The following is a 22,028-nucleotide window of genomic DNA, read 5'->3' as shown; positions in this document are numbered from 1 at the left end:
GAGGCAGTCACGGTTGCTGGTGTGGCTTTTCCTCGGCGTTCCAGCCTGAGTCCGGAGTGAAGCGATCACCATGCCGGTCTTTGAGGCCATTGAGGCGAGTTGCGATTTCCTCATAGCCCCGCTCGCGGGCATAGTGCATGGGGCCGCCACGAAAGGGCGCAAAGCCGGTGGCAAAGATCATGGCGCCATCCAGCAGGTCGCTGTCTTCGATGACCTGCTCGCGCAAACAGGCCTGGCAGGCATTCAGCATGGGCAGAATGAGCCGGTCCAGGGTGTCTTCAGGTGCCGGCTCGACCTTGTCACGCTTCTGCGGTTTGCCATCTTTCCAGGTGTACAGGCCTTTACCTGATTTGCTGCCCAGCTCGCCATCGTCGACCTTGTTGCGCAGCCAGTCCGGTGTTGCCGGCTGTTCGGTATCCAGACGCTCACGCAACATATCGGCAACACTCAGGCAAATGTCCAGACCAACCTGATCGGCCAACTCGACCGGGCCCATGGGCATGCCGAAATCCAGCGCGACTTTATCAATGGCTTCGGCGGCTACGCCTTCATCGAGCAGGCAGATGGTTTCTACCAGGTAGGGCGTCAGCGCGCGGTTGACCAGAAAGCCTGGCGCGCTGGCGACCGGTGCGGCCAACCGTTCAATCTGGCCGACAAAGCGACGGGCCTGGGCGAGGGTGCTGGCGCTGGCCTGATCATGGGCGACCACTTCAACCAGTTGCATCTGGGCAGCCGGGTTGAAGAAGTGAATGCCGACCAGTCGCTCGGGGGATTGCAGCTTTTCCCGTAGTTTTTCCAGTGGGATGCTGGAGGTATTGGTTGCGAGAATCGCGCCGGGCTTGAGTCGCGGCTCGGCCTCCGCGTAGACGGTGTGCTTGAGTTCGAGGTCTTCCGGTACGGCCTCCAACACCAGGTCTGCGCGGCTGAGGCCGTCGTTGGCCAGATCCGGAATCAAGCGGTCGAGCACATCACGGGTCTCGGCAGGAGAGAGGTGCTTGCTGTTGCATAACCCGGCCACCTTGCCGACTGCTTTGGCGATCATCTCCGGTTTCATGTCGAACAGGCTGACACGAAAGCCCTGCAGCGCGCACCAGCCGGCTATATCGCCACCCATGGCACCTGCGCCAATCACGTGAATATGACGCAGCTCCGGCAGGTCGTCGACGTCCTCGGCTACCTTGCTCTGGGCCTTGAGTTGCTCGCGTAAAAAGAACACTCGTACCAGGTTCTGTGAGGTGCTGGTCTGCAACAGCGTGGCGAAGGATTCAACTTCCTTGCGCAGCATTTTCTGCGGGTCGTCGGCATGTTCTTCCCACAGCGCAATCAGTGCCTCCGGGGCAGGGTAATGCTCTGGCGGTGCCTTGCTGGCTGCCTGGGCACGCATTTTCCTGGCGGCCATTTGGCGCGGCAGGCTGTGTTCGAAGGGCTTGCTGGTCCAGATGCTCTGCGCGGATTTGTCGACATCACCATTAACAACCGCGGCAACGGCGGCAGCGACATGGCGCTCTTCCACCAGTTGGTCGATCAGGCCGAGCGACTTGGCCTTGCCGTCATGTACATTCTTGCCGGTGAGCATCATGGTCATTGCTTCGACAGGGGCAATCAGGGCTGGCAGCCGAACGGTTGCGCCCAGGCCAGGATGCAGACCCAGCTGGATTTCCGGGGTAGCGAAGGTGGCGCCGTGCACGGCCAATCGGTAGTCGCAACACAGCGCGAGTTCCAGGCCGCCACCCAGGGCCGCCCCATGGATCACCGCGATGGTCGGGCATTTAAGGTCAGCCAGTCGCTGTACAACCTTGTGTGCCTCGTTGAGCTTTTCTATCGCCTGGGCCTGGTTATCAAGATCCCGGAACTGGCTGATATCTGCGCCCATGCAGAAGCCGTTTTCCTTGGCCGAGCGGATGACCAGCGCTGTTGGCAGGTCACTTTCCAGCTGGGCGAGCACCCCGTCCAGTTCACGCAACAGATCTTCGGACAGCACGTTGGTGCTGGTGTCGGCCTTGTCCATCAACAGCCAGGCGACATTCTGTTCGTCACGCTTGAGGTGCCAGTTACGCCTCTCGCCGTCAGTCTGTTGCGGCGCGCGCTCGAAGGGGCCGAATTCGCGGTCTCGCTGAGCCAGCGCGGAATACACATTGCCTGTCATCAGCTTGTCTCCTCTAGCATTTCGATCAGCATGGCACCGGCCTGTCCGCCACCAATACATTCGGTAGCAACTCCGCGCCGCAGTTTCTTGCGGCGCATGGCGTTTACCAGGTGCAGCACGATGCGGTTGCCGCTGGTGCCGACCGGGTGCCCGAGACTGATTGCGCCGCCGTCGACGTTCAGGCGTTCGCGGTCAATCTTGCCGAAGGGCTGGTCGAGGCCGAGCACGTCGCGACAGAAGGCGGCATCCTCCCAGGCAGCCAGGCAGCTCAACACCTGCGCGGCAAAGGCTTCGTTGATCTCCCAGAGATCGATATCGTCTTTCGTTTGCTGATGTCGCTCGAGCAGCTCGGTCACTGCGAGCACCGGGGCCAAACCCATAATCTTGGGGTCCAGCGCGGCCCAGTGGCTGTCGACAATTCTTGCGATGGGCTTGAGGCCATGTTCCTTCACCGCCTTTTCCGAGGCGAGGATGAGCCAGGAGGCGCCGTCGGTAATCTGTGAGCTGTTGCCGGCGGTCACTTGCCCGTGGGGCGGTTCAAAGACCGGCTTGAGCTTGGCCAGTGAGCCCAGGGTATTGTCCTTGCGCACACCGTCATCGGCCGGGTACAGCTTGCCATCACTGGACATGGCCGGCACCACTTCATCATTCAGCCAGCCCTCGTCCTGGGCATGAGCCAGGCGCTGGTGACTCTCCAGCGCATATTCGTCGGCTTGCTGCCGGGTGATGCCAAACAGATGGGCCAGCACTTCGGCGGTCTGTCCCATGTTCAGGTCGACGATCGGATCGGTCAGGCCGCGCTCAATACCAATGACCGGTTTGAGCATGCCCGGCTGGAACTTACCCAGTGATTGCACCTTGGCTGTCATGCTTTTGGCCTGTTGCAGGTCGCTCAGCCATTCGACGGCCCCTTGTCTCAATAGTAGGGGGGAATGACTCAGCGCCTCAGTGCCGCCTGCCAGAATCAGATCGGCGCTGCCTTCGCGAATATATTTGCTTGCCGTGTCGATCGATTGCATGCCCGAGCCACAATTGATCTGCACGGTAAACGCCGGCATCTGCTCGCCCATGCCGAGGCGCAAGGCGGCGACACGTGCGGGGTTCATTTCCTCCGAGATCACGTTGACACAGCCGAGGATGACCTGATCAAACGCCTCGGCTGAAAAGGGCTGGCGCAGCAATAAAGGCCGGCCGCACTGCACGGCCAGGTCAACCGGCGTGAAGGGGCCTGGCCGTCCGCGGGCCTTCAGAAAAGGGGTGCGGGCACCATCAATAATATAAACCGGTTTCGTTGCGCGAGCGGTTTGATTCCGAGTTCCCATTGCGCTTTCCTTTCTGTTCAAATTGTCAGCTTGGCAAACCTGTTGTCAGCACATTGGCAGTCTGCGCTGGATATTCTGATTATTGGAAGGCTAGCAGTTCCCTTGTGTGCATCAAGTCAGCCAACCGATAATCAAGCTGCCGGTTTCCATGAGGATGCGCTTGCTTGCAGGTACTCAAGGATATGAAACTTTTAGCCGCTGACTCTGTCGAGATGAGTTCAGGGAGTCAGATATTGGCCATAAACGCCACGCTCTGAACTGATTTTCCTCGGAACGAATGGGGAGGACTTATGCAAGTCAAAGATGTGATGACCGGTAAACCTGAATATCTCGATGCCAATGCCAGTATCCTGGAAGCGTCTCAGCGCATGCGTGACAACCAACGCGGCTTCACTCCGGTTGCTGACAAGGGAAAGATTGTGGGTGTCGTTACTGATCGCGATATTGCCGTGCGAGCTGTCGCTGAGGGCAAGTCACCCAACGAGAGTGTCAGCAGTATTCTGAGCAGCAAAGTACTGTACTGTTTTCAGGATGACGACGTGAAAACGGTTCTTCAGAGCATGCAAAACAATGGTGTGCAACGTTTTGTGGTGCTGAACAACGATAAGAACAAGGATTTTGTTGGTGTGGTGACCGTGGGCGATATTGCTGACAAGTGTGAGGGTAGTGACATGGCTCAACGCATTGCCAACGCCTCCAGGCACTACCATTGATTATTTAACCGTCGCTTACCTCTCCCTCGCATTGGTTACTAATCCCTTTCGGTGGCATTGGCTGACACTGCGGGAGTCGTGTTGCAGACGGAGAACCATATACAGGGAAAGTGGGCTCTCCGCTGCCGCCAGCAGTTACAGGCTGTTCGGGTTGCAGGGCTTTCGCAGTGCCAGCCGCAGACAAGTCGGGCTAGAATGCGGCCAGCAGTTCAATATCTGATCACGACAAGGAGAGATGTATGCGTTTGCTACTGGCTCTGTTGCTGCCCTGGCTGCAGTTCTTCACCATTGGCCGGCCCTTCGCCGGGATTATTTGCCTGGTCCTGCAAATCACACTGATTGGCTGGATACCTGCAGCCATCTGGTCGGTCTATGCATTGAGCCAATACAAGACCGACAGGAAAATAGACAAGGCAATGAATGATCGGTGAAATAATCCTTTCTGGCCCTGGCTCCGATCAGGTGTCGTTGGCCATATACACTGCACTTGCTATACCCAAAGCAAAGAGAACGCTAAGGATGAGGGCAAAATAGCCCATTATCAGGCCACCAATGGCCAGGCCGTCGCCGGTCAGTTTGCCCTGACTTTGCCTTATCTGGCTGCGAGCGATATGACCGCAGATGACCGCAACCAGTGAGCCAAAAAAGAACAACCCGACTATCCCGGCAACCAGGCTGACAACGGCCAGGGATGAGGTCGTTGGTTGTTCCGCGGCAGCTGCAGGCGCCACGGTTGCCGGCTGTGCCGGATCGGGCGTGGTTGAATCCGTGCTTACCACGCTTGTCTGCGGCATCTCGTGCGGCTGAACGCCGGTCGCATGATGGCCGACCGGATTGAAGCTGACGCGTTGACCGACTCGCGGTTGTATCCGGCTTTGCCATTCACGTTGCGCAAACTCGTATTCCTGACCTTTGCTGCAACGCAGTTTTCCGCTGGCCATGCGGTTGTCGTAGCCGATGATCTGTCCGTGCATTGCGATTCATTGTCTCTGGTTAAATCGGCATGCTAACCACTTGAGCCTGCGCTGACCAGAGGGATTTTCTGGCCTCCTGCGGAGGCCGTCATATCCTGTGCAGCAGAAGGTTTGCATCCCCCCGTTTAAAGGCCTAGGCTGAAATCAGAACTTTTTAACGACGCTCTGTCGGAGGAGGCCCATGTCCATTTCCCGTTTGCAATCGCCGCATCTGTTTCGTCAGCAATGTTACCTGGGGGGCAAGTGGGTTGATGCCTCTGGCGGTCAGCAGGTCGCCGTGGACAATCCAGCCACCGGTGAGGTCATCGGTCATATACCGGATCTTGGGCGAGCCGACATCGAACAGGCCATTGTCGCCGCGGAAGAGGGCTTCAAGATCTGGCGCGGCTATACCGCTCAGCAGCGGGCTGATTACCTGTTTGCCTGGTATGAGCTGATGCAGAAGCACAAGGATGACATCGCCACACTGATGACCCTTGAGCAGGGCAAACCCCTGGCAGAAGCCAAGGGTGAAGTGGATTATGCGGCGTCCTTCCTGCGTTGGTTTGCTGAAGAGGCGCGGCGGGTATACGGCGAAACCATTCCCGGTGCAAAACCGGGGCAGCATATTGTGGTTACTCGCCAGCCAGTAGGCGTTACCGCTGCCATCACGCCATGGAATTTTCCGGCTGCGATGATTACCCGCAAGGCAGGTGCCGCGCTGGCGGCCGGTTGCTCAATGATCGTCAAGCCGGCCGAGGCAACGCCCTATACTGCGCTGGCATTGGCTGTACTTGCTGAAGAAGCGGGTATCCCGGCTGGTGTTTTCAGCGTTGTGACCGGTGATGCAGCAACCATTGGTGAAACACTTACCGGCAGCCCGGTGGTGCGCAAGATGAGCTTTACCGGTTCGACCGGGGTAGGCCGCAAACTCATGCGTCAATGTGCCGAGCATATCCAGAAAGTCTCGCTGGAACTGGGTGGCAACGCGCCTTTTATCGTCTTCGATGACGCAGATATAGAGCGCGCGGTTGAAGGCGCCATGGTGTGCAAATTCCGCAATACCGGTCAGACCTGTGTGTGTGCCAATCGCTTTCTGGTTCAGCGCGGTGTGCATGATGCCTTTGTTGAACGCCTGGCCAAGGCGATGAGCGAGCTGAAACTGGGTGATGGTTTTGATGAGGGCGTTACCCAGTCGGCGTTGATCAACCGCGCAGCGGTGGAGAAAGTCTGCGAGCACTACCGCGACGCGCTGGGCAAAGGTGCGCGGCATGTGTCGGGTACTGCCCCGGAAGGTGCGCGCGGCAATTTTGTGGAACCCGTACTGATCACCGATGTCAGCTCTGATATGCAACTTTGTCAGGAAGAGACCTTCGGTCCATTGGCGGCGGTTATTCCTTTTGATACTGAAGCCGAGGCGATCGCTATTGCCAATGATACCCCGTTCGGGCTGGCGGCTTATTTTTACAGCCGTGATATTCATCGCATCTGGCGAGTAGCCGATGCCCTGGAAGCCGGGATTGTGGGAATCAATGAGGGTGCAATCTCCAATCCGACTGCACCTTTCGGCGGGGTAAAAGCCTCCGGGCTGGGTCGTGAGGGTTCGCGGCATGGGCTGGATGAATATACGGAGTTGAAATATCTGTGCATGGGAGCCGAATGATGGTCGCGACCAAGCCTCAGCCACGCCACATTGCCCTGATGCCGGGCGATGGTATCGGTGCAGAAGTGGTTGCTGCCGCTGAGCAGGTGTTGACTCAACTGCGTGACCATCACCATGTCGACATCAGTTGGGACACCCTGGAATGGCCCAGTACTGCCTGGCACCAGGAGCACGGTCGTATGATGCCGGAAGATGCCATGCACCGGGTCAAAGGCTATGACGCGCTATTGCTCGGTGCGCTGGGTGACCCCGGCCCAACCAGTGATCCGCAACGCTACCGGCTGCCAGACGGTATTTCCCTTGCCCCGCTGTTGGCATTCCGCAAGGAACTGGATTTGTGGGCTTGTGAACGACCGGCACGCCTGCTGCCGGGGGCGCCACAGTTCCTCGCCGATCCGCGTGCCGCGGATATCGATATGTTGGTGATTCGTGAAAACAGTGAAGGTGAATACGTCAACCAGGGTGGTCGTATGCACCGGGGCACGCCCAACGAAGTGGCAACCCAGTTGGAAGTGTTCACCCGCAGGGCAACCGAGCGACTGATTCGCCATGCTTTCTTGCGTGCGCGGCGACGTCTGGTGCTGCGTGGCGAGACCAAGCAGTTTTATTGTGCGGAAAAGGGCCAGGCCTTTGCCCAGTTGTGTCTGGTAACCAAGCGCAATGCCCAGCCGGCCTGGGGTGAGTTGTATTCCGAGGTGTTTGACGAGATCGCCAGGGAGTTCCCTGAAATTGGTACGCGTCATGAGTTGGTCGATGCCGCCTGCATGAAGTTTGTGCAGTGCCCATGGGAGTTTGATGTGGTAGTGGCGAGTAACTTGCATGGCGATATCCTGACTGATCTGGCGGCAGTATTGTCGGGTGGCCTGGGGCTCGCTCCATCCTGCAATATCAATCCGGACAGCCGTGCCATGCCGGCGCTGTTTGAGCCAACCCATGGCAGTGCGCCGGATATTGCCGGCCAGGGGTTGGCCAATCCGTCTGCCATGTTGCTGACGACGGCCATGATGTTGGAATGGCTCGGCTTTACCGCTGCCGGCGAGCAATTGCGCGCCGCTGTCGCTGCTGATCTGGTGTCCAACGGACATCGGAACCGCAACTGTCAAGAGATCACCCAGGGCATTATTGCTGCCCTGTGATCGGCGTTTTTCCGCAGGGCGCAAGCCCTGCTCCAGCGTCAGGAGTTCCTGTAATGCTTCTATTGTCTTCCCTGCCAGAGTTCGCCGCTGCGCATCCCCCGGGACACGTTCAGGGCCATTGTTGCCTGACGACTGAGGTGAGCCTATGACCCGTATTCTGGTACTGGTTGCGGAGGCTGATGAGCAGCTGCCGGGTCTGGACGGGTTGCCGGATACCGTACAGGTGCAAACTGTCAGCGCCGAAGACGAGTTGCGCGCGGCCTTGCCTGATGCCGACATTCTGGTGGTTACCGATTTTCGTACCGGGCTGCTGGAACGTTGCTGGCCGGATGAGCCAAAGCTCTGCTGGGTGCACGCCACCAGCGCAGGGGTCGATGCCTTGTTGTTCCCTGCTCTGGTCGACAGTCCGATCATGCTGACCAATGCCCGCGGGCTTTTCGATCGCGGCATTGCCGAATACGTGTTGGGCGCCGTACTGATGTTCGCCAAGGATACCCATGGCAATTTGCGCCTGCAGGCGGAGCGGCGCTGGCAGCATCGCGATACCGAATTGATTGAGCAGCGTCATGTGCTGGTGGTGGGGGCAGGCTCTATCGGTGCTCAGGTTGCCCGCTTGCTCAGTGCCGTGGGTATGCAGGTGCGAGGTGTAGCCAGCAAGGCCCGTGAAGACGACGACTTTGTTGAGGTAGTGGGCCAGGAATCACTGCACGATGCCTTGCCCGCAGCGGATTTTGTGGTGATTACCGCGCCGCTGAATGAGGCGACCGAGGGCATGTTCGATCGCCAGGCTTTTGCCGCGATGAAATCGACTGCGCGGCTGATCAATGTGGGTCGCGGTCCTGTCGTGCAGACCGATGCATTGCTGAATGCCCTGGAACAGGGCGAGATAGCCGGGGCCGCGCTGGATGTGTTTGAAGAGGAGCCATTGCCGCCGGAGCATCCCTTGTGGGCCCAGCCCCAGGTCATGATGTCGGCGCACATGGCGGGCGATTTCATTGGCTGGCAACGCGCGCTGGGCGAGCAGTTTGTCGCCAATTTTCAGCGCTGGCAGGCCGGCGAGGCCTTGTTCAATCAGGTAAAAAAACGCTGAGCGAATTGCCCGGTTTTGCCGGCCCCCGTTCAGCACTCATAGTCAAAAGGAGAAGGCCATGTCCCAAGATATACTGCAGATGACGGCCATGCAGTTGTTACAGCAATACCGTGACAAATCGCTGTCACCGGTAGAGGTGGCTACGGCCATGCTGGATCAGATTGAAGCTGTGGATACACATACCAACGGTTTCTGTCTGGTTGACCGGGAAACCAGCCTGGCTTTGGCGCGTGAGTCTGAGCAGCGTTACCAGTCAGGCAGCGCTCAAGGCTTGCTCGACGGGGTGCCAGTTGCCGTCAAGGATGTTTTCCTGACCCCGATGTGGCCAACCTTGCGCGGCTCGAAGACCGTTGATCCGGAATCAACCCTGAACAAGTCGGCGCCGACCACGGCGGCTCTGGCGCGCCATGGCTATGTACCCATCGGCAAGACCACCACGCCAGAACTGGGTTGGAAGGGGGTGACCGACAACCCGATTGATGGCGTAACCAACAATCCGTGGAATCCGGACAAAACCGCCGGTGGTTCCAGTGGCGGTAGTGGTGTGGCCGTCGCTCTGGGCATGGCGCCACTGGCACTGGGTACCGATGCCGGGGGGTCAATCCGTATCCCGGCGTCGTTTTGCGGCATTGTGGGTTTGAAACCGTCTTTCGGTGAGGTCCCGCATTGGCCGGCCAGTCCCTTTGCCACCCTGGCCCATGCCGGTCCGATGACCTGGACGGTGGAAGACTGCGCGCTGATGATGAATGTGATTACCGAGGCCGATCATCGTGATGTCAACGCGATTCCCCGGCGTGGTATCGATTATCTGGCAGAACTGAGCGGCGGGGTCAAAGGTCTGAAAATCGCCTACAGCCCCAATTTGGGCTATATCGATGTTGACCCGGAGGTAGAAGCCTGTGTTGCCGAAGCAGTCAAGGTCTTCGAGGACCTGGGCGCAGAGGTAGTGCGAGTCGATCCCGGCTTCAGTGATCCGATTGCCGCCTTCGGTCATTTGTTTTATGGCGGTGCGGCGAATGCCATGCGTGATCTGAGCGGCAAGAAGCGTGCACTGATGGACCCCGAGCTGGTCAAGGTGGCCGAGAAGGCTGGCAAGCTGGGCATGCTCGAATACATGGGGGCGGCCAATGCGGCCATGGCGCTGCGTGAGCGCATGGCGAACTTCCATCAGAAATATGACTTGCTGCTGACACCGACGCTACCCATCACTGCGTTCAAGACCGGGCGAGAAGTGCCGGAGGACTGGCCCAGCACGCGCTGGCCGAGTTGGACGCCTTTCACTTATCCGTTCAACATGACCGGACAGCCAGGGCTATCTGTGCCTTGTGGTTTTGACCAGCAGGGCCTGCCCATTGGCTTGCACCTGGTGGGTGCTCGTTACAACGATGCGCTGGTGCTCCGCGCCGGCCATGCCTACCAGCAAGCGGCGCCGTTGACTGATCGTCGCCCCGCGCTGTTTGCCCGCTGATTGCCGGAGGTCGCATGCCCCTGAGTAACATGGATTTCGAGTTCTACGAGTCCGAAGACCCGGTCTGGAACCCGGCCCTGCGCACTATGCCGATTCCCGGTATTCGCAAGATGGTCAATATGGCGGCACTGCAAAGTGACGTTATTCATCTGTCGATTGGTCAACCCGATCTGCCGGCGCCGGACAATGTGGTGAATGCGGCAATTGACGCACTCAAGGCCGGTCAGACCGGCTACACCATGGATGCGGGTTTGCCTGAGCTGCTCGAGTCGCTGGCACTGTATTACAGTGACCGCTATCAGCGTCCGCTGACGGCAGAGAATATTCTGGTAACCACCGGGGCCACGGAAGCGGTGTATCTGGCGCTGACCTCAGTGGCGGCACCTGGCCGGCATTTTATTGTGCCGGATCCGGCCTTCATGCTGTATTCACCACTGATCCGCATGAACGGCGGTGAGGTGACCGAGATTCCCACCCGGGCGGAAAACAACCATCAGCTCGATCCGCAGGAAGTGATTGATGCCATAGAACCGCACACCTATGCCATCGTACTCAACTCACCGAGCAATCCGACCGGCACGGTGTACCCCAAGGAGACGCTGGATGCGATTCTGGAGGAGTGTGCATACCGGGATATTCACGTGATCAGTGACGAGGTCTACGACCACCTGATCTATGACGGCAAGGAGTATCCCTCGGTACTGGGCAGTTGCAGTGATCTGGACAATGTCATGGTGATCAGCAGCTTTTCCAAAACCTACAGCATGGCAGGGATGCGCATTGGCTGGTTGATCGCCAGCCAGGCGGCGATCAAGAAGCTGCGCCGCTATCACATGTTTACCACCACGGTTGCCAATACGCCTTGCCAGTGGGCCGGGGTAGAGGCGTTGCATGGGCACAACACCTTCGTCAACGACATGCTGGCCGAATATACCCGGCGACGTGATCGCCTGGTCGAGCTGGTCGAGCAGACACCCTACCTGACCGGGTACAAGCCGGAAGGGGCCTTTTATCTGTTTCCCTCATTGCCTGAAGGGGTCAACGGTACCAATGTGGCTTTGCGGCTGTTGAAGGAAACCGGGGTATGCACGATTCCCGGAGAAACCTTTGGTAGCAGTTGCAACAACGCCATTCGCCTGAGTTATTCAACCTCACTGGAGAATATCGAAAGGGCTTTCGAGCGAATAATCCCCTGGATGAAAAAGCAGGACTTCGGCTGAGCCCGGTGGTTGTTCAGATAATGCCCTCGCTGCGCAGCCGGGCAATGTCTTCGGGCGTGTAGCCCAGGCTGCCGAGGATCTGTTCGTTGTGTTCACCGAGTGCCGGACCTGTCCATTCGCTGCTGCCTGGGGTGGCGGATAACTTGGGCACAATACCCGGCATTCTGAAATCCTTGCCGTCGGGCAGGTTGCCGCTGATGAACATGTCACGCGCCAGGAATTGTGGGTCCTGAAACATGTCGGTTACTGAATAAATCCGGCTGGCGGGCACTTCTGCCTGTTTGAGTATCTGCAGTACGCTATCCAGCGGCAGGCTGGCGGCCCAGTTGTCGATCACGGTATAGAGTTCATCACGGCGTTGATCGCGGCCACTGTTATCCGCAAGAGCGGGATCCTCAGCAAGGTCATGGCGGCCAATGGCACGCATGAAACGCTGGAAAATGGCATCACCATTGGCACCGATCTGCACGGCTTTGTCATCGGCACAGGTGTGGATCGACGAAGGGGTGATACCGGGCATGATGTTGCCGCTACGCTCGCGGACAAATCCCATGACATCGAATTCAGGCACCATGCTCTCCATCATGGCAAATACCGCTTCATACAGGGCGACATCGACAACCTGGCCTTTGCCGCCACGCACTTCGCGCTCACGCAAAGCCATCAGCGCGCCGATAACGCCCCACAGTGCGGCAATCGAGTCGCCGATGGAAATGCCGGTGCGCACCGGTGGGCGATCGGGGTAGCCGGTAATGTAGCGCAGCCCACCCATTGACTCGCCAACAGCCCCGAAACCGGGTTGATCCTTGAGTGGGCCGGTTTGTCCGAACCCCGACAATCGCACCATGACCAGTCCGGGGTTCAGGGCATGCAGGGTATCCCAATCGAGACCGAGCTTTTCCAGTGTTCCGGGGCGGAAGTTTTCAATCAGAATGTCGGCATCGGCCAGTAGCTGTTTGAGTATGGTTATGCCATCGGGGGATTTCAGGTTGAGGGTGAGTGAGGACTTGTTGCGTGCCTGAACAAACCACCACAACGAGGTGCCTTGATAGAGCTTGCGCCATTTGCGCAGCGGGTCGCCGCCGTTGGGGGGTTCTACCTTGATGACCTCGGCCCCGAACTCAGCGCAGATGCGCGCGGCAAAGGGGCCGGCAATCAGGCTGCCGAGTTCGATCACTTTCAGGCCCTGCAGGGGTTTGTTGGCCATGTTCAATCCTGTGAGGTTGTCTGGTGCCGGGCCAGTGCCCAGGCGACGTGTTCGCGTACCAGTTCAGATGGGTGTGTGCTGCGGCTGCGCAGGGCTTCAATCACCGGGATACTGCTGGTGGCGTTGCCGAGGCCGACGGCGAGATTGCGCAGCCAGCGTTCATGGCCGATACGACGAATAGCGGAGCCTTTGGTGCGGGCCAGGTATGTGGCTTCATCCCAACGGAACAGTTCGACCAGGCTGGCCTGATCCAGCCGCTGACGCGGGCTGAAGTCATCCTCGGCGCTGGGTTTGGCGAAGCGATTCCATGGGCAGACCATCTGGCAGTCGTCGCAGCCAAACACCCGGTTGCCCATCAGCGGACGCAACTCCAGTGGAATGCTGTCTTTCAGTTCAATGGTCAGATAGGAAATACAGCGCCGCGCATCCAGACTCCAGGGGCCAGTAAAGGCCTGGGTCGGGCAGCGTTCCAGGCAGGCAGTGCAACGACCGCAATGCTCCTGTTCATGGGCGTCATCCAGCGGCAAGGGCAGATCGGTAAACAGCTCGCCAAGGAAAAAGTAACTGCCGGCGCGCCGATTGATCAGCATGGTGTTCTTGCCAATCCAGCCGAGCCCGGCCTGGGTTGCCAGCGCGCGTTCCAGTACCGGGGCGCTATCGACGAAGGCGCGGTAGCCAAAGGGGCCGATCAGTTGTTGAATGTGTTCAGCCAGTTGCTGCAGACGACGGCGCATCAGTTTGTGATAATCACGTCCGAGGGCGTAGCGTGAAATATAGGCCCGTTCAGGTTGCCCCAGGCAACGGGCCATATCCGGTTCCGGCGGCAGGTAATCCATGCGCACCGACAGCACGCGCAGGGTGCCGGGAACCAGTTCTGCTGGCTCGGTACGCTTGCGGCCATGACTGGCCATCCATTGCATCTCGCCGTGATAACCGGCATCCAGCCAACGCTGCAGATGATCCGCGTGCTGTCCGGTGCTGGCAGCACTGATGCCCAACTGCTGAAAGCCGAGCGCAGTTGCCATATCGCGAATGCGTTCGGCCAGATCAGCAGGGTTGGTGGGAGGCATAGTCATGGCAGCAGTGGGGTGTCTTTGGGGTGTACAATTGTGCCAGACAACGGCCAGGGATACATGCAATGGCGAACGACTTTCCCGCCGCGCTTTATTCAGCAGCGGCTACCCGAGAACTTGATGCCGCGCTGATTGCTGGTGGCATATCGGGTCTGGAGCTGATGCGGCGAGCAGCGGATGCCCTGTGGCAGGCGTTACAGGCACGCTGGCCGCGTGCAGGCGTGCTCACAGTGTTCTGTGGCGCGGGCAACAATGCGGGCGACGGTTATCTGCTGGCGCATCAGGCGCTGGCCGCAGGCTGGGAGGTCAGTATTTATTATCTGGCTGATCCGCAACGTTTGCAGGGTGATGCCGCCACCGCCTGGCAACGCGCCGCTGGCGCAGGTATCCGCATTCAGGCCTGGGCGCCGGGCCAGCCGCTGGAGGGCGTGCTGGTGGATGCACTCTTGGGTACTGGCATCACCGGCGAAGTGCGCGCAAATGTTGCTGCCGCTATTGCCGCGATCAACGCCAGCAACTTGCCGGTAGTGGCGGTAGACCTGCCCAGCGGGCTGGATGCTGACACTGGCCGCATCGGAGGTATTGCGGTCAAGGCGCAGCTGACGGTGACCTTTATTGCGGCCAAGCTAGGCTTGCTGACTGCCCAGGGCCCGGACCATTGCGGCGAGCTGGTGTTCGCCCCGCTGGCAGAATTACCCATCGAGACCCCTGCTGCGCTGGCCCGGATACTGGATCTGCCTGCTTTGCTGGCGCAGCGGCCGCCCCGTGCACGGTCTGCGCACAAGGGCCAGTTTGGTCATCTGTTATTACTCGGCGGTGACCAGGGTATGGGTGGTGCGATCATGCTGGCGGCAGAAACCGCACTGCGCAGTGGCGCTGGTCGGGTCAGTGTACTGACCCGAGCCGAACACGTTCCAGCCCTGTTGGCACGTTGCCCGGAGGTGATGGTCAAAGCGGTCACCGAGGCCCATCAGGCCAGTGAACTGCTGGCACGGGCCAATGCTCTGGTAATCGGCCCGGGGCTTGGACAGAGTACCTGGTCACACAGTCTGTTGGAACAAGCCTTGAGCGCAGGTCTGCCGCAGATTCTGGATGCGGATGCTCTGAACCTGATAGCCGCCGATCCGGGGCTTGCGGTGAAACTGGACAGTCGTACCCTGATGACTCCGCACCCTGCCGAAGCGGCGCGTTTGCTCGGCTGCACGACGGCAGAAGTACAGGACGACCGGCCGGCAGCGGTTCATGCATTGGCACAGCAGTATAGCTGCCAGGTAGTGCTCAAAGGGGTCGGTAGCCTGACTACTGGTCTGCCGTCAGCTCCCGGGGTGTTGGGCTTGTGTCGCGCGGGTAACCCGGGCATGGCGACTGCCGGCATGGGCGATGTATTGTCCGGCGTGTGCGGTGCCTTGCTGGCACAGGGGTTGCCGCCGGCGACGGCCCTGCAGTTGGCGGTGCTGGTGCATGCCCGTGCCGGAGACATGGCTGCGGAGCAGGGTCAGTGGGGGCTGCTGGCCAGTGATTTGATAATGCCGGTTCGGCGTCTGCTCAATGGATTTTCGGAGTAAAGGCATGCAGCTAGAGCAAGAAGTAGAGGGGGAGGCCGCCATGCTGGCGCTGGGGGCGGAGCTGGGTGTTGCACTGCAAGGTCACGGGCTGGTATTTCTGCACGGCGACCTCGGTGCTGGTAAAACCACCCTCAGTCGTGGTCTGATTCAGTCACTGGGTCACAGGGGTGCGGTTAAAAGCCCGACCTATACTCTGATTGAACCCTATGAGCTGGGGGCGGTCAGTCTTTATCATCTTGATCTGTATCGATTGGCCGATCCGGAAGAGCTGGAGTTTCTCGGCGTGCGGGATTTTCTCGACGAACATAGCCTGTGTCTGATTGAATGGCCCGATAAAGGCGCTGGTTTTTTGCCAACGGCTGATCTGACGATTACCATCAGGATGACGGATACGGGACGTAAAGTAGCTATTCAAGGGCAAAGTCCGCATGGACTGGCCGTTTGTCAGCGCCTGAACCAAGCGTGGGGTGCAAAATAATCGTGATGTCAGGGTCTGCAAGACATAATAACCAGATCTGGCTGCTGTGCGGCCTGCTGCTGATGCTGTTGGTCACGCCGGCGTTGCAAGCCGCCGAGATCGAAAATGTCCGGCTCTGGCGCGCACCGGACAATACCCGCCTGGTTTTTGATTTGACCGGCCCGGCCGAACACACCTTGTTCACCCTCAGCAGTCCCGAACGTATCGTCATCGATATCAGCAATGCGCGTTTCGCCGCCAGCACCGATGCGCTGCCATTGGAGAATACGCCGTTGACCGGAGTGCGTTCGGCTCCACGCGATGAAACGGATTTGCGGGTGGTGCTGGATCTGAGCGCCAGTGTCAATCCGCGCAGCTTTGCCTTGCCACCCAATCAGCAATACGGTCATCGCCTGGTGATCGATCTGTATGATAACGAGCCCCCACGCAGCAGTTTGCCGAAGACCGCCAGCCCTGAAGCGGCGCCTTTGCCCCGTCAGGCGCCTCAGGGTGGGGACCGCAATATCATTATCGCCATTGATGCCGGGCACGGCGGCGAAGATCCTGGCGCAGTAGCGCATGGGGCCCAGGAAAAGGATGTGGTGTTACGCATTTCGCGCCAACTGAAAACTATCATTGATGCCGAGCCAGGGTTCGAGGCGGTGCTGGTGCGTACCGGGGACTATTTCATTCCCCTGCGCCGGCGTACCGAGATCGCTCGTCAGCACAGTGCTGATCTGTTGGTTTCCGTGCATGCCGATGCGTTCACCCGGCAGGGTGCGTTTGGTGCTTCGGTGTATGCCTTGTCTACCGGTGGTGCGACCTCGGAAACTGCCCGCTTGCTGGCTGATCGGGAGAACCGTTCCGATCTGATCGGCGGGGTTGGCGGTGTCAGCCTGAGCAACAAGGATCAGGTATTGGCCAGTGTGCTGCTGGACCTGTCGATGACCGCAACCCTGTCGGCCAGCCTGGATGTCGGGCAGCAGGTATTGAGCTCGATTGGTCAGTTCACCCCGCTGCACAAACGCCGAGTGGAGCAAGCCGGCTTTATGGTGCTCAAGTCACCGGATATTCCCTCTATTCTGGTAGAAACCGGGTTTATCTCAAACCCCGGTGAGGCTCGAAAGCTGGTTACCAGCGGTCATCAGCAGGCGCTGGCGCGAGCCATTCACACTGGCGTGCGTGAGTATTTTCACCGTAATCCACCACCGGGTACGCGAATTTCCGCGCTCAAGGACAGCGGTGAACTGAAGACCGCCCGTGCCTCCGAACATAGGGTAACCCGTGGCGACACCCTGTCGATGATTGCCACCCGTTATGGCGTTACCCTGGCCAGCCTGCGTCAGGCCAACGATTTGCCCGGCGACCGGATTCGCGTTGGTCAGGTTATCAAGATTCCTGCCGGCAGCATGCTGGTACGTAACTGAGGTTTCATGTCCCGAATACATTTACTCAGCCCGCGGCTGGCCAACCAGATTGCCGCCGGTGAGGTGGTTGAACGCCCGGCTTCGGTAATCAAGGAATTGCTGGAGAACAGCCTGGATGCTGGCGCCCGGCGGGTGGATATCGAGGTCGAGCAGGCCGGGGTCAAGTTGTTGCGCGTACGTGATGATGGCAGCGGCATTGTTGAGGGTGACCTGCCTCTGGCCCTGTCACGCCATGCCACCAGCAAGATTCAGCAGCTGGATGATCTGGAGCGGGTGAATACCCTGGGTTTTCGCGGCGAGGCCCTGGCCTCGGTCAGTTCGGTCTCACGTCTTACCCTGACTTCTTGCGCAGCCGGGGCTGATCAGGGGTGGCAGGTTGAAACCGAAGGTCGTGATATGGAGCCGCGACTGCAGCCGGCGGCCCATCCGCAAGGCACGACGGTGGAAGTACGTGACCTGTTTTTCAATACGCCGGCGCGGCGTAAATTCCTGCGTACCGAAAAGACCGAATTCTCTCACCTGGAGGAGGTGGTCAAGCGTCTCGCCCTGTCGCGTTTCGATGTTGCTTTCAGTCTGCGTCACAACGGCCGTCCAGTATTCAATTTGCGTCCGGCGCAGACCGAGCAGGAGGCTCGGCGCCGGGTAGCTACCGTATGCGGCCCGGCTTTTGTCGAGCAATCGGTTACCCTGGATGTGGAGCGTGGCGGGCTGCGCCTGTGGGGTTGGGTCGGGCTGCCGACTTTCTCACGCAGCCAGGCGGATTTGCAGTATTTCTTTGTCAATGGCCGCATGATCAAGGACAAGCTCGTTGCCCATGCAGTTCGCCAGGCTTACCGCGATGTATTGTTTCATGGCCGGCACCCGACCTTTGTCCTTTTTATGGAGCTGGATCCGGGCGTGGTTGATGTCAATGTGCATCCGACCAAACATGAAGTGCGTTTCCGTGATGGCCGTATGGTGCATGATTTTCTGTTCAGCAGCCTGCATCGGGCACTGGCGGATCAGCGGCCAGGCGATACCACTCAACCCGAAGCCCCGCCAGCCCCGGCTACGGAACCTGCCAGTGGTCTGCAAGCCGGCGTATTTTCCGGCCAGACACGTATGCCGCTGAGTGAGCCGGCCGGGCAATGGCAGGTACCCGCACGCCCGGCCCCGGCCAGCATCGCTGCTGATATGGCCGGTTACCAGGCGCTATATGGGGCCAAAGGTGACCCTGCTGCGCCGGGCAATCCATCGTTACCCGCTGCCGATGATCGTGAGATACCGCCGCTGGGTTATGCCATCGCACAATTGCACGGGGTGTATATCCTGGCGGAAAACGCCGATGGTCTGGTAGTGATTGATATGCATGCTGCACATGAGCGTATTACCTATGAGCGTTTGAAGCTGGCGATGGCTGAAGAAGGGCTGCGTAGCCAGCCATTGCTGGTGCCCGCTTCGCTGGCCCTCAGCCAGCGCGAGGCGGATTGCGCCGAAGAGCATGCCGACTGGTTTCAGCGCCTGGGTTTTGCCTTGCAGCGCATGGGCCCGGAAAGCATGGCCATTCGTGAAATTCCGGCATTGCTGCGCCAGGCTGATGCCGAGCAACTGGTGCGTGATGTGCTCGCTGATTTGCTCGAATACGGTACCAGCGATCGTATCCAGGCCCATCAGAATGAACTGCTCTCGACCATGGCCTGTCACGGCTCCGTTCGCGCCAACCGGCGTTTGACCCATGCCGAAATGAACGCCCTTATGCGCGATATGGAACAGACAGAGCGCAGTGGCCAGTGCAATCATGGGCGACCGACCTGGACGTCGATGAGTATGACTGAACTGGACAAACTGTTTTTGCGTGGCCGTTGAGCCATGATTGATACTCAACGCCCGCCTGTCATTTGCCTGATGGGGCCAACGGCTGCCGGCAAGACAGATCTGGCTTTGTTTCTGGCCGATAATCTGCCCTGCGATCTGATCAGTGTGGATTCGGCGCTGGTTTACCGCGGTATGGATATTGGTACTGCAAAGCCCGATGCAGCAACATTGGCGCGATATCCGCACCAGCTGGTAGATATTCTCGACCCGGTGGATGCTTATTCAGCTGCACAATTTGTTGCTGATGCTGTTCCTCTGATTGAGGCGTCGCATGCCCAGGGGCGCGTGCCTTTGCTGGTTGGCGGCACCATGCTGTATTTTCGGGCACTGAGCCAGGGGCTGGCACGGCTGCCGGCGGCCGATCCGGTAGTGCGAGCAAGAATCGAGGCGCAGGCCGAGACCGATGGCTGGGCTGCAGTGCACGCCGAATTGGCCAGTGTGGATGCTGTTTCAGCCGCGCGCATTCATCCGAATGATCCGCAACGTATTCAGCGAGCGCTGGAGGTCTATTACCTCAGTGGCATGCCGCTCAGCGTTCACCATGCCCGACAGGCGGCTGAAAAACAGCAGTCAGAGGCGCGCGGGCAGGATGATTTGCCTTATACTATGCTCAACTTGGCGGTTGCACCGGCGCAGCGTAGTGTATTGCACGAGCGAATAGCCCGGCGCTTTGAGCAGATGCTGGAGCAGGGGTTTGTCGCCGAAGTTGAGGCATTGCATGCGCGGGGAGATCTGGACGTGATGATGCCGTCGGTGCGTGCGGTTGGTTACCGGCAGGCATGGGATTATCTGGACGCTAAACTTTCCTACGCCGAGTTTGTCGAACGGGGTATCATCGCTACACGGCAGTTGGCCAAGCGGCAGTTCACCTGGTTGCGCGGATGGCAGGCGCGAATCGAGTGGCTGGACAGCCTGGATGCAAAAAGATATGACCGGGCCTTGAAAGCAGTACGGCAGGTCGCCATATTAAGAGATTCGCAGTGATCGTACCCGGTTGCTGTGGTTGGGCCAGTTTGTCGGATACCAGTGGAAAACCGGGGTTCCCAGGGTGGGAGCAGCGTTTTTCGGCAGAGACAGGCCGGCAATATTAACGCATCACAAGTGCACACAATAACGGTTTCCATAAGGAGTTAGGCAATGTCAAAAGGGCATTCACTACAAGACCCTTACCTGAACGTTCTGCGTAAGGAACGTGTTCCGGTATCCATTTATCTGGTCAACGGCATCAAGCTGCAGGGTCAGATCGAGTCGTTCGATCAGTTCGTCATCCTGCTGAAGAATACTGTCAGCCAGATGGTCTACAAGCATGCCATCTCCACCGTGGTACCGGGTCGTCCGGTGCGTTTGCCGGTGCAGGGCGCGGACGAGGCGGACGCAGGCAGTGCCTGATCTGTGGGAGGTCTGATTGTTCTTTGAGCGTCACGAAGGTGGTGAACGGGCTGTTCTGATTCACCTGGAAGGCTTGGATGAACAAAGCCGAGAAGATCCCGACGAATTTATTGAGCTGGTCAGCTCTGCTGGCGCCGAACAGGTTGGTCTGTTGACGGTTTCGCGCTTCCACCCCAGCCCGCGCTTTCTGGTCGGGCCAGGGAAGGTGGATGAAATCAAGGCGTTGGTGGATGCCAATGAGGGTGAGCTGGTGATTTTCAATCACACGCTGTCGCCCAGCCAGGAGCGCAATCTGGAAAGTGTGCTGAAATGCCGGGTGCTTGATCGTACCGGGTTGATTCTGGATATTTTCGCCCAACGCGCACGTACTCATGAAGGCAAGCTCCAGGTTGAGCTGGCACAGCTGGACCACCTGAGCACCCGGCTGGTGCGTGGCTGGACCCACCTTGAGCGGCAGAAAGGCGGTATCGGCTTGCGTGGCCCGGGGGAAACCCAGCTGGAAACCGACCGCCGCTTGCTGCGCGCGCGCATAAAACAGATTACCAAGCGTCTGGAGAAAGTGCGTGGGCAGCGTGAGCAAGCCCGGCGTGGGCGGCAGCGAGCAGAAATCCCGGTAGTATCCCTGGTGGGGTACACCAACGCCGGCAAATCCACCTTGTTCAACACGCTGACTGAGTCGACCGTCTATGCGGCTGATCAGCTGTTTGCCACTCTGGATCCGACGTTGCGGCGCATCGAGCTGGCCGAGCTCGGGCCTGTCATCCTCGCTGATACTGTAGGTTTCATTCGTCACTTGCCGCACAAACTGGTTGAAGCCTTTCGTGCCACGCTGGAGGAATCCAGTCGCGCGGACTTGCTGCTGCATGTGATTGATGCTGCTGATGCCGAGCGTGATTCGCATATTGAGCAGGTCAATCTGGTGTTGCATGAAATCGGTGCCAGCGAATTGCCCACGCTTGAAGTGTACAACAAGATTGATTTGTTGCCGGCCATCGAGCCGCATATTCAGCGTGATGAAGAGGGCGTTCCGGTGCGGGTCTGGGTTTCGGCACAGAACAATCAGGGGCTGGACCTGGTGAACCAGGCCATTGCCGAGCGCCTGGGGCACGATATTCTGCAGACGACAGTGCTTATTGAGCATGATCAGGCCCGCTTGCGTGCCCAGTTTTACCAGGTTGGCGCAGTGTTGGCTGAGCACAATAATGATGACGGTCGGCAACAGCTGGATTTGCGACTGCCGCGAGCGGATTTCAATCGCCTGATCAAGCGAGAAGGCCTGGAGCCGGAGCACTTCCTCAGTCAACACGTTTTGCAATAATGCATCGCCTTGTCGGTCGCCTGTGGT

The 22,028-nt window shown here is 58.9% G+C and carries 19 protein-coding genes; 14 read left to right on the top strand and 5 right to left on the bottom strand.

Annotation, left to right across the window (positions count from 1 at the left end; translation table 11 throughout):
- Positions 1-7 precede the first annotated feature (7 nt).
- Together BLU07_RS11610 and BLU07_RS11605 are read right to left on the bottom strand one after the other, a co-directional pair.
- Positions 8-2,146 (bottom strand): 3-hydroxyacyl-CoA dehydrogenase NAD-binding domain-containing protein, encoded by a 2,139-nt coding sequence (locus BLU07_RS11610; RefSeq protein ID WP_092387122.1) that lies wholly within the window; start codon positions 2,144-2,146, stop codon positions 8-10.
- Positions 2,146-3,468 carry an acetyl-CoA C-acetyltransferase gene (locus BLU07_RS11605; RefSeq protein ID WP_092387120.1) on the bottom strand — a complete coding sequence of 441 codons (1,323 nt, stop codon included), beginning with the start codon at positions 3,466-3,468 and terminating at the stop codon, positions 2,146-2,148. The genes BLU07_RS11610 and BLU07_RS11605 overlap by 1 nt, the downstream gene beginning before the upstream one ends.
- A 290-nt stretch (positions 3,469-3,758) precedes the next feature.
- On the opposite strand from BLU07_RS11605, the gene BLU07_RS11600 reads away from it, so the two are divergent.
- Positions 3,759-4,181, top strand: coding sequence for a CBS domain-containing protein (locus BLU07_RS11600; RefSeq protein WP_092387118.1), 423 nt, complete (start codon positions 3,759-3,761; stop codon positions 4,179-4,181).
- A 239-nt stretch (positions 4,182-4,420) separates the two neighbouring features.
- Entirely contained in the window at positions 4,421-4,612 is a 192-nt protein-coding gene (locus BLU07_RS11595; protein WP_092387116.1) for a YqaE/Pmp3 family membrane protein, read from the top strand.
- A 27-nt stretch (positions 4,613-4,639) separates the two neighbouring features.
- Here BLU07_RS11595 and BLU07_RS11590 read toward each other — a convergent pair whose 3' ends face one another.
- Positions 4,640-5,155, bottom strand: coding sequence for a DUF4190 domain-containing protein (locus BLU07_RS11590; RefSeq protein WP_197674999.1), 516 nt, complete (start codon positions 5,153-5,155; stop codon positions 4,640-4,642).
- Between the two features lie 181 nt (positions 5,156-5,336).
- Between BLU07_RS11590 and BLU07_RS11585 the strand changes: the two genes are divergently transcribed.
- The 5 genes from BLU07_RS11585 to BLU07_RS11565 all read left to right on the top strand — a co-directional run bounded on the left by BLU07_RS11585 (position 5,337) and on the right by BLU07_RS11565 (position 11,711).
- Positions 5,337-6,797 carry an NAD-dependent succinate-semialdehyde dehydrogenase gene (locus BLU07_RS11585; RefSeq protein WP_092387114.1) on the top strand — a complete coding sequence of 487 codons (1,461 nt, stop codon included), beginning with the start codon at positions 5,337-5,339 and terminating at the stop codon, positions 6,795-6,797.
- On the top strand, positions 6,794-7,933 hold the full coding sequence (locus tag BLU07_RS11580) for an isocitrate/isopropylmalate dehydrogenase family protein (RefSeq protein WP_197674998.1): 1,140 nt from the start codon (positions 6,794-6,796) through the stop codon (positions 7,931-7,933). Before BLU07_RS11585 ends, BLU07_RS11580 begins: the two co-directional genes overlap by 4 nt.
- A 145-nt stretch (positions 7,934-8,078) precedes the next feature.
- Positions 8,079-9,023, top strand: a complete 945-nt coding sequence (locus tag BLU07_RS11575) for a D-2-hydroxyacid dehydrogenase (RefSeq protein WP_092387112.1) — start codon at positions 8,079-8,081, stop codon at positions 9,021-9,023.
- 58 nt (positions 9,024-9,081) lie between these two features.
- Positions 9,082-10,491 carry an amidase gene (locus tag BLU07_RS11570; RefSeq protein ID WP_092387109.1) on the top strand — a complete coding sequence of 470 codons (1,410 nt, stop codon included), beginning with the start codon at positions 9,082-9,084 and terminating at the stop codon, positions 10,489-10,491.
- A 14-nt stretch (positions 10,492-10,505) separates the two neighbouring features.
- On the top strand, positions 10,506-11,711 hold the full coding sequence (locus BLU07_RS11565) for a pyridoxal phosphate-dependent aminotransferase (RefSeq protein WP_092387107.1): 1,206 nt from the start codon (positions 10,506-10,508) through the stop codon (positions 11,709-11,711).
- Between the two features lie 13 nt (positions 11,712-11,724).
- Here the strand turns inward: BLU07_RS11565 and BLU07_RS11560 are convergent, their stop codons facing one another.
- A complete protein-coding gene (locus BLU07_RS11560) occupies positions 11,725-12,918 on the bottom strand; it encodes a CaiB/BaiF CoA transferase family protein (protein ID WP_407920071.1) in 1,194 nt (397 codons plus the stop codon).
- A gap of 2 nt (positions 12,919-12,920) precedes the next feature.
- Positions 12,921-13,994 (bottom strand): tRNA epoxyqueuosine(34) reductase QueG, encoded by a 1,074-nt coding sequence (queG, locus tag BLU07_RS11555; protein ID WP_092387102.1) that lies wholly within the window; start codon positions 13,992-13,994, stop codon positions 12,921-12,923.
- 62 nt (positions 13,995-14,056) lie between these two features.
- On the opposite strand from queG, the gene BLU07_RS11550 reads away from it, so the two are divergent.
- The 7 genes from BLU07_RS11550 to hflX all read left to right on the top strand — a co-directional run bounded on the left by BLU07_RS11550 (position 14,057) and on the right by hflX (position 22,001).
- Entirely contained in the window at positions 14,057-15,556 is a 1,500-nt protein-coding gene (locus BLU07_RS11550) for an NAD(P)H-hydrate dehydratase (protein ID WP_092387100.1), read from the top strand.
- Between the two features lie 4 nt (positions 15,557-15,560).
- Complete coding sequence (gene tsaE, locus BLU07_RS11545) at positions 15,561-16,034, top strand: tRNA (adenosine(37)-N6)-threonylcarbamoyltransferase complex ATPase subunit type 1 TsaE (protein ID WP_092387098.1); 474 nt, start codon at positions 15,561-15,563, stop codon at positions 16,032-16,034.
- A gap of 5 nt (positions 16,035-16,039) precedes the next feature.
- Entirely contained in the window at positions 16,040-17,440 is a 1,401-nt protein-coding gene (locus tag BLU07_RS11540) for an N-acetylmuramoyl-L-alanine amidase (protein WP_092389798.1), read from the top strand.
- Positions 17,441-17,446: 6 nt separating this feature from the next.
- Positions 17,447-19,285 (top strand): DNA mismatch repair endonuclease MutL, encoded by a 1,839-nt coding sequence (mutL, locus tag BLU07_RS11535; protein WP_092387096.1) that lies wholly within the window; start codon positions 17,447-17,449, stop codon positions 19,283-19,285.
- 3 nt (positions 19,286-19,288) lie between these two features.
- Positions 19,289-20,278, top strand: coding sequence for a tRNA (adenosine(37)-N6)-dimethylallyltransferase MiaA (gene miaA / locus BLU07_RS11530; protein WP_092387094.1), 990 nt, complete (start codon positions 19,289-19,291; stop codon positions 20,276-20,278).
- A gap of 153 nt (positions 20,279-20,431) precedes the next feature.
- Positions 20,432-20,683 carry an RNA chaperone Hfq gene (hfq, locus tag BLU07_RS11525; RefSeq protein WP_092387092.1) on the top strand — a complete coding sequence of 84 codons (252 nt, stop codon included), beginning with the start codon at positions 20,432-20,434 and terminating at the stop codon, positions 20,681-20,683.
- 16 nt (positions 20,684-20,699) lie between these two features.
- Entirely contained in the window at positions 20,700-22,001 is a 1,302-nt protein-coding gene (gene hflX / locus BLU07_RS11520) for a ribosome rescue GTPase HflX (RefSeq protein WP_092387090.1), read from the top strand.
- Positions 22,002-22,028 lie beyond the last annotated feature (27 nt).

Source organism: Halopseudomonas salegens, from assembly GCF_900105655.1.
In the GTDB taxonomy this organism is placed as follows: Bacteria; Pseudomonadota; Gammaproteobacteria; order Pseudomonadales; family Pseudomonadaceae; genus Halopseudomonas; species Halopseudomonas salegens.
Note: the sequence above shows the minus strand (reverse complement) of the source record. Positions and strands in the feature narration are given on the sequence as shown.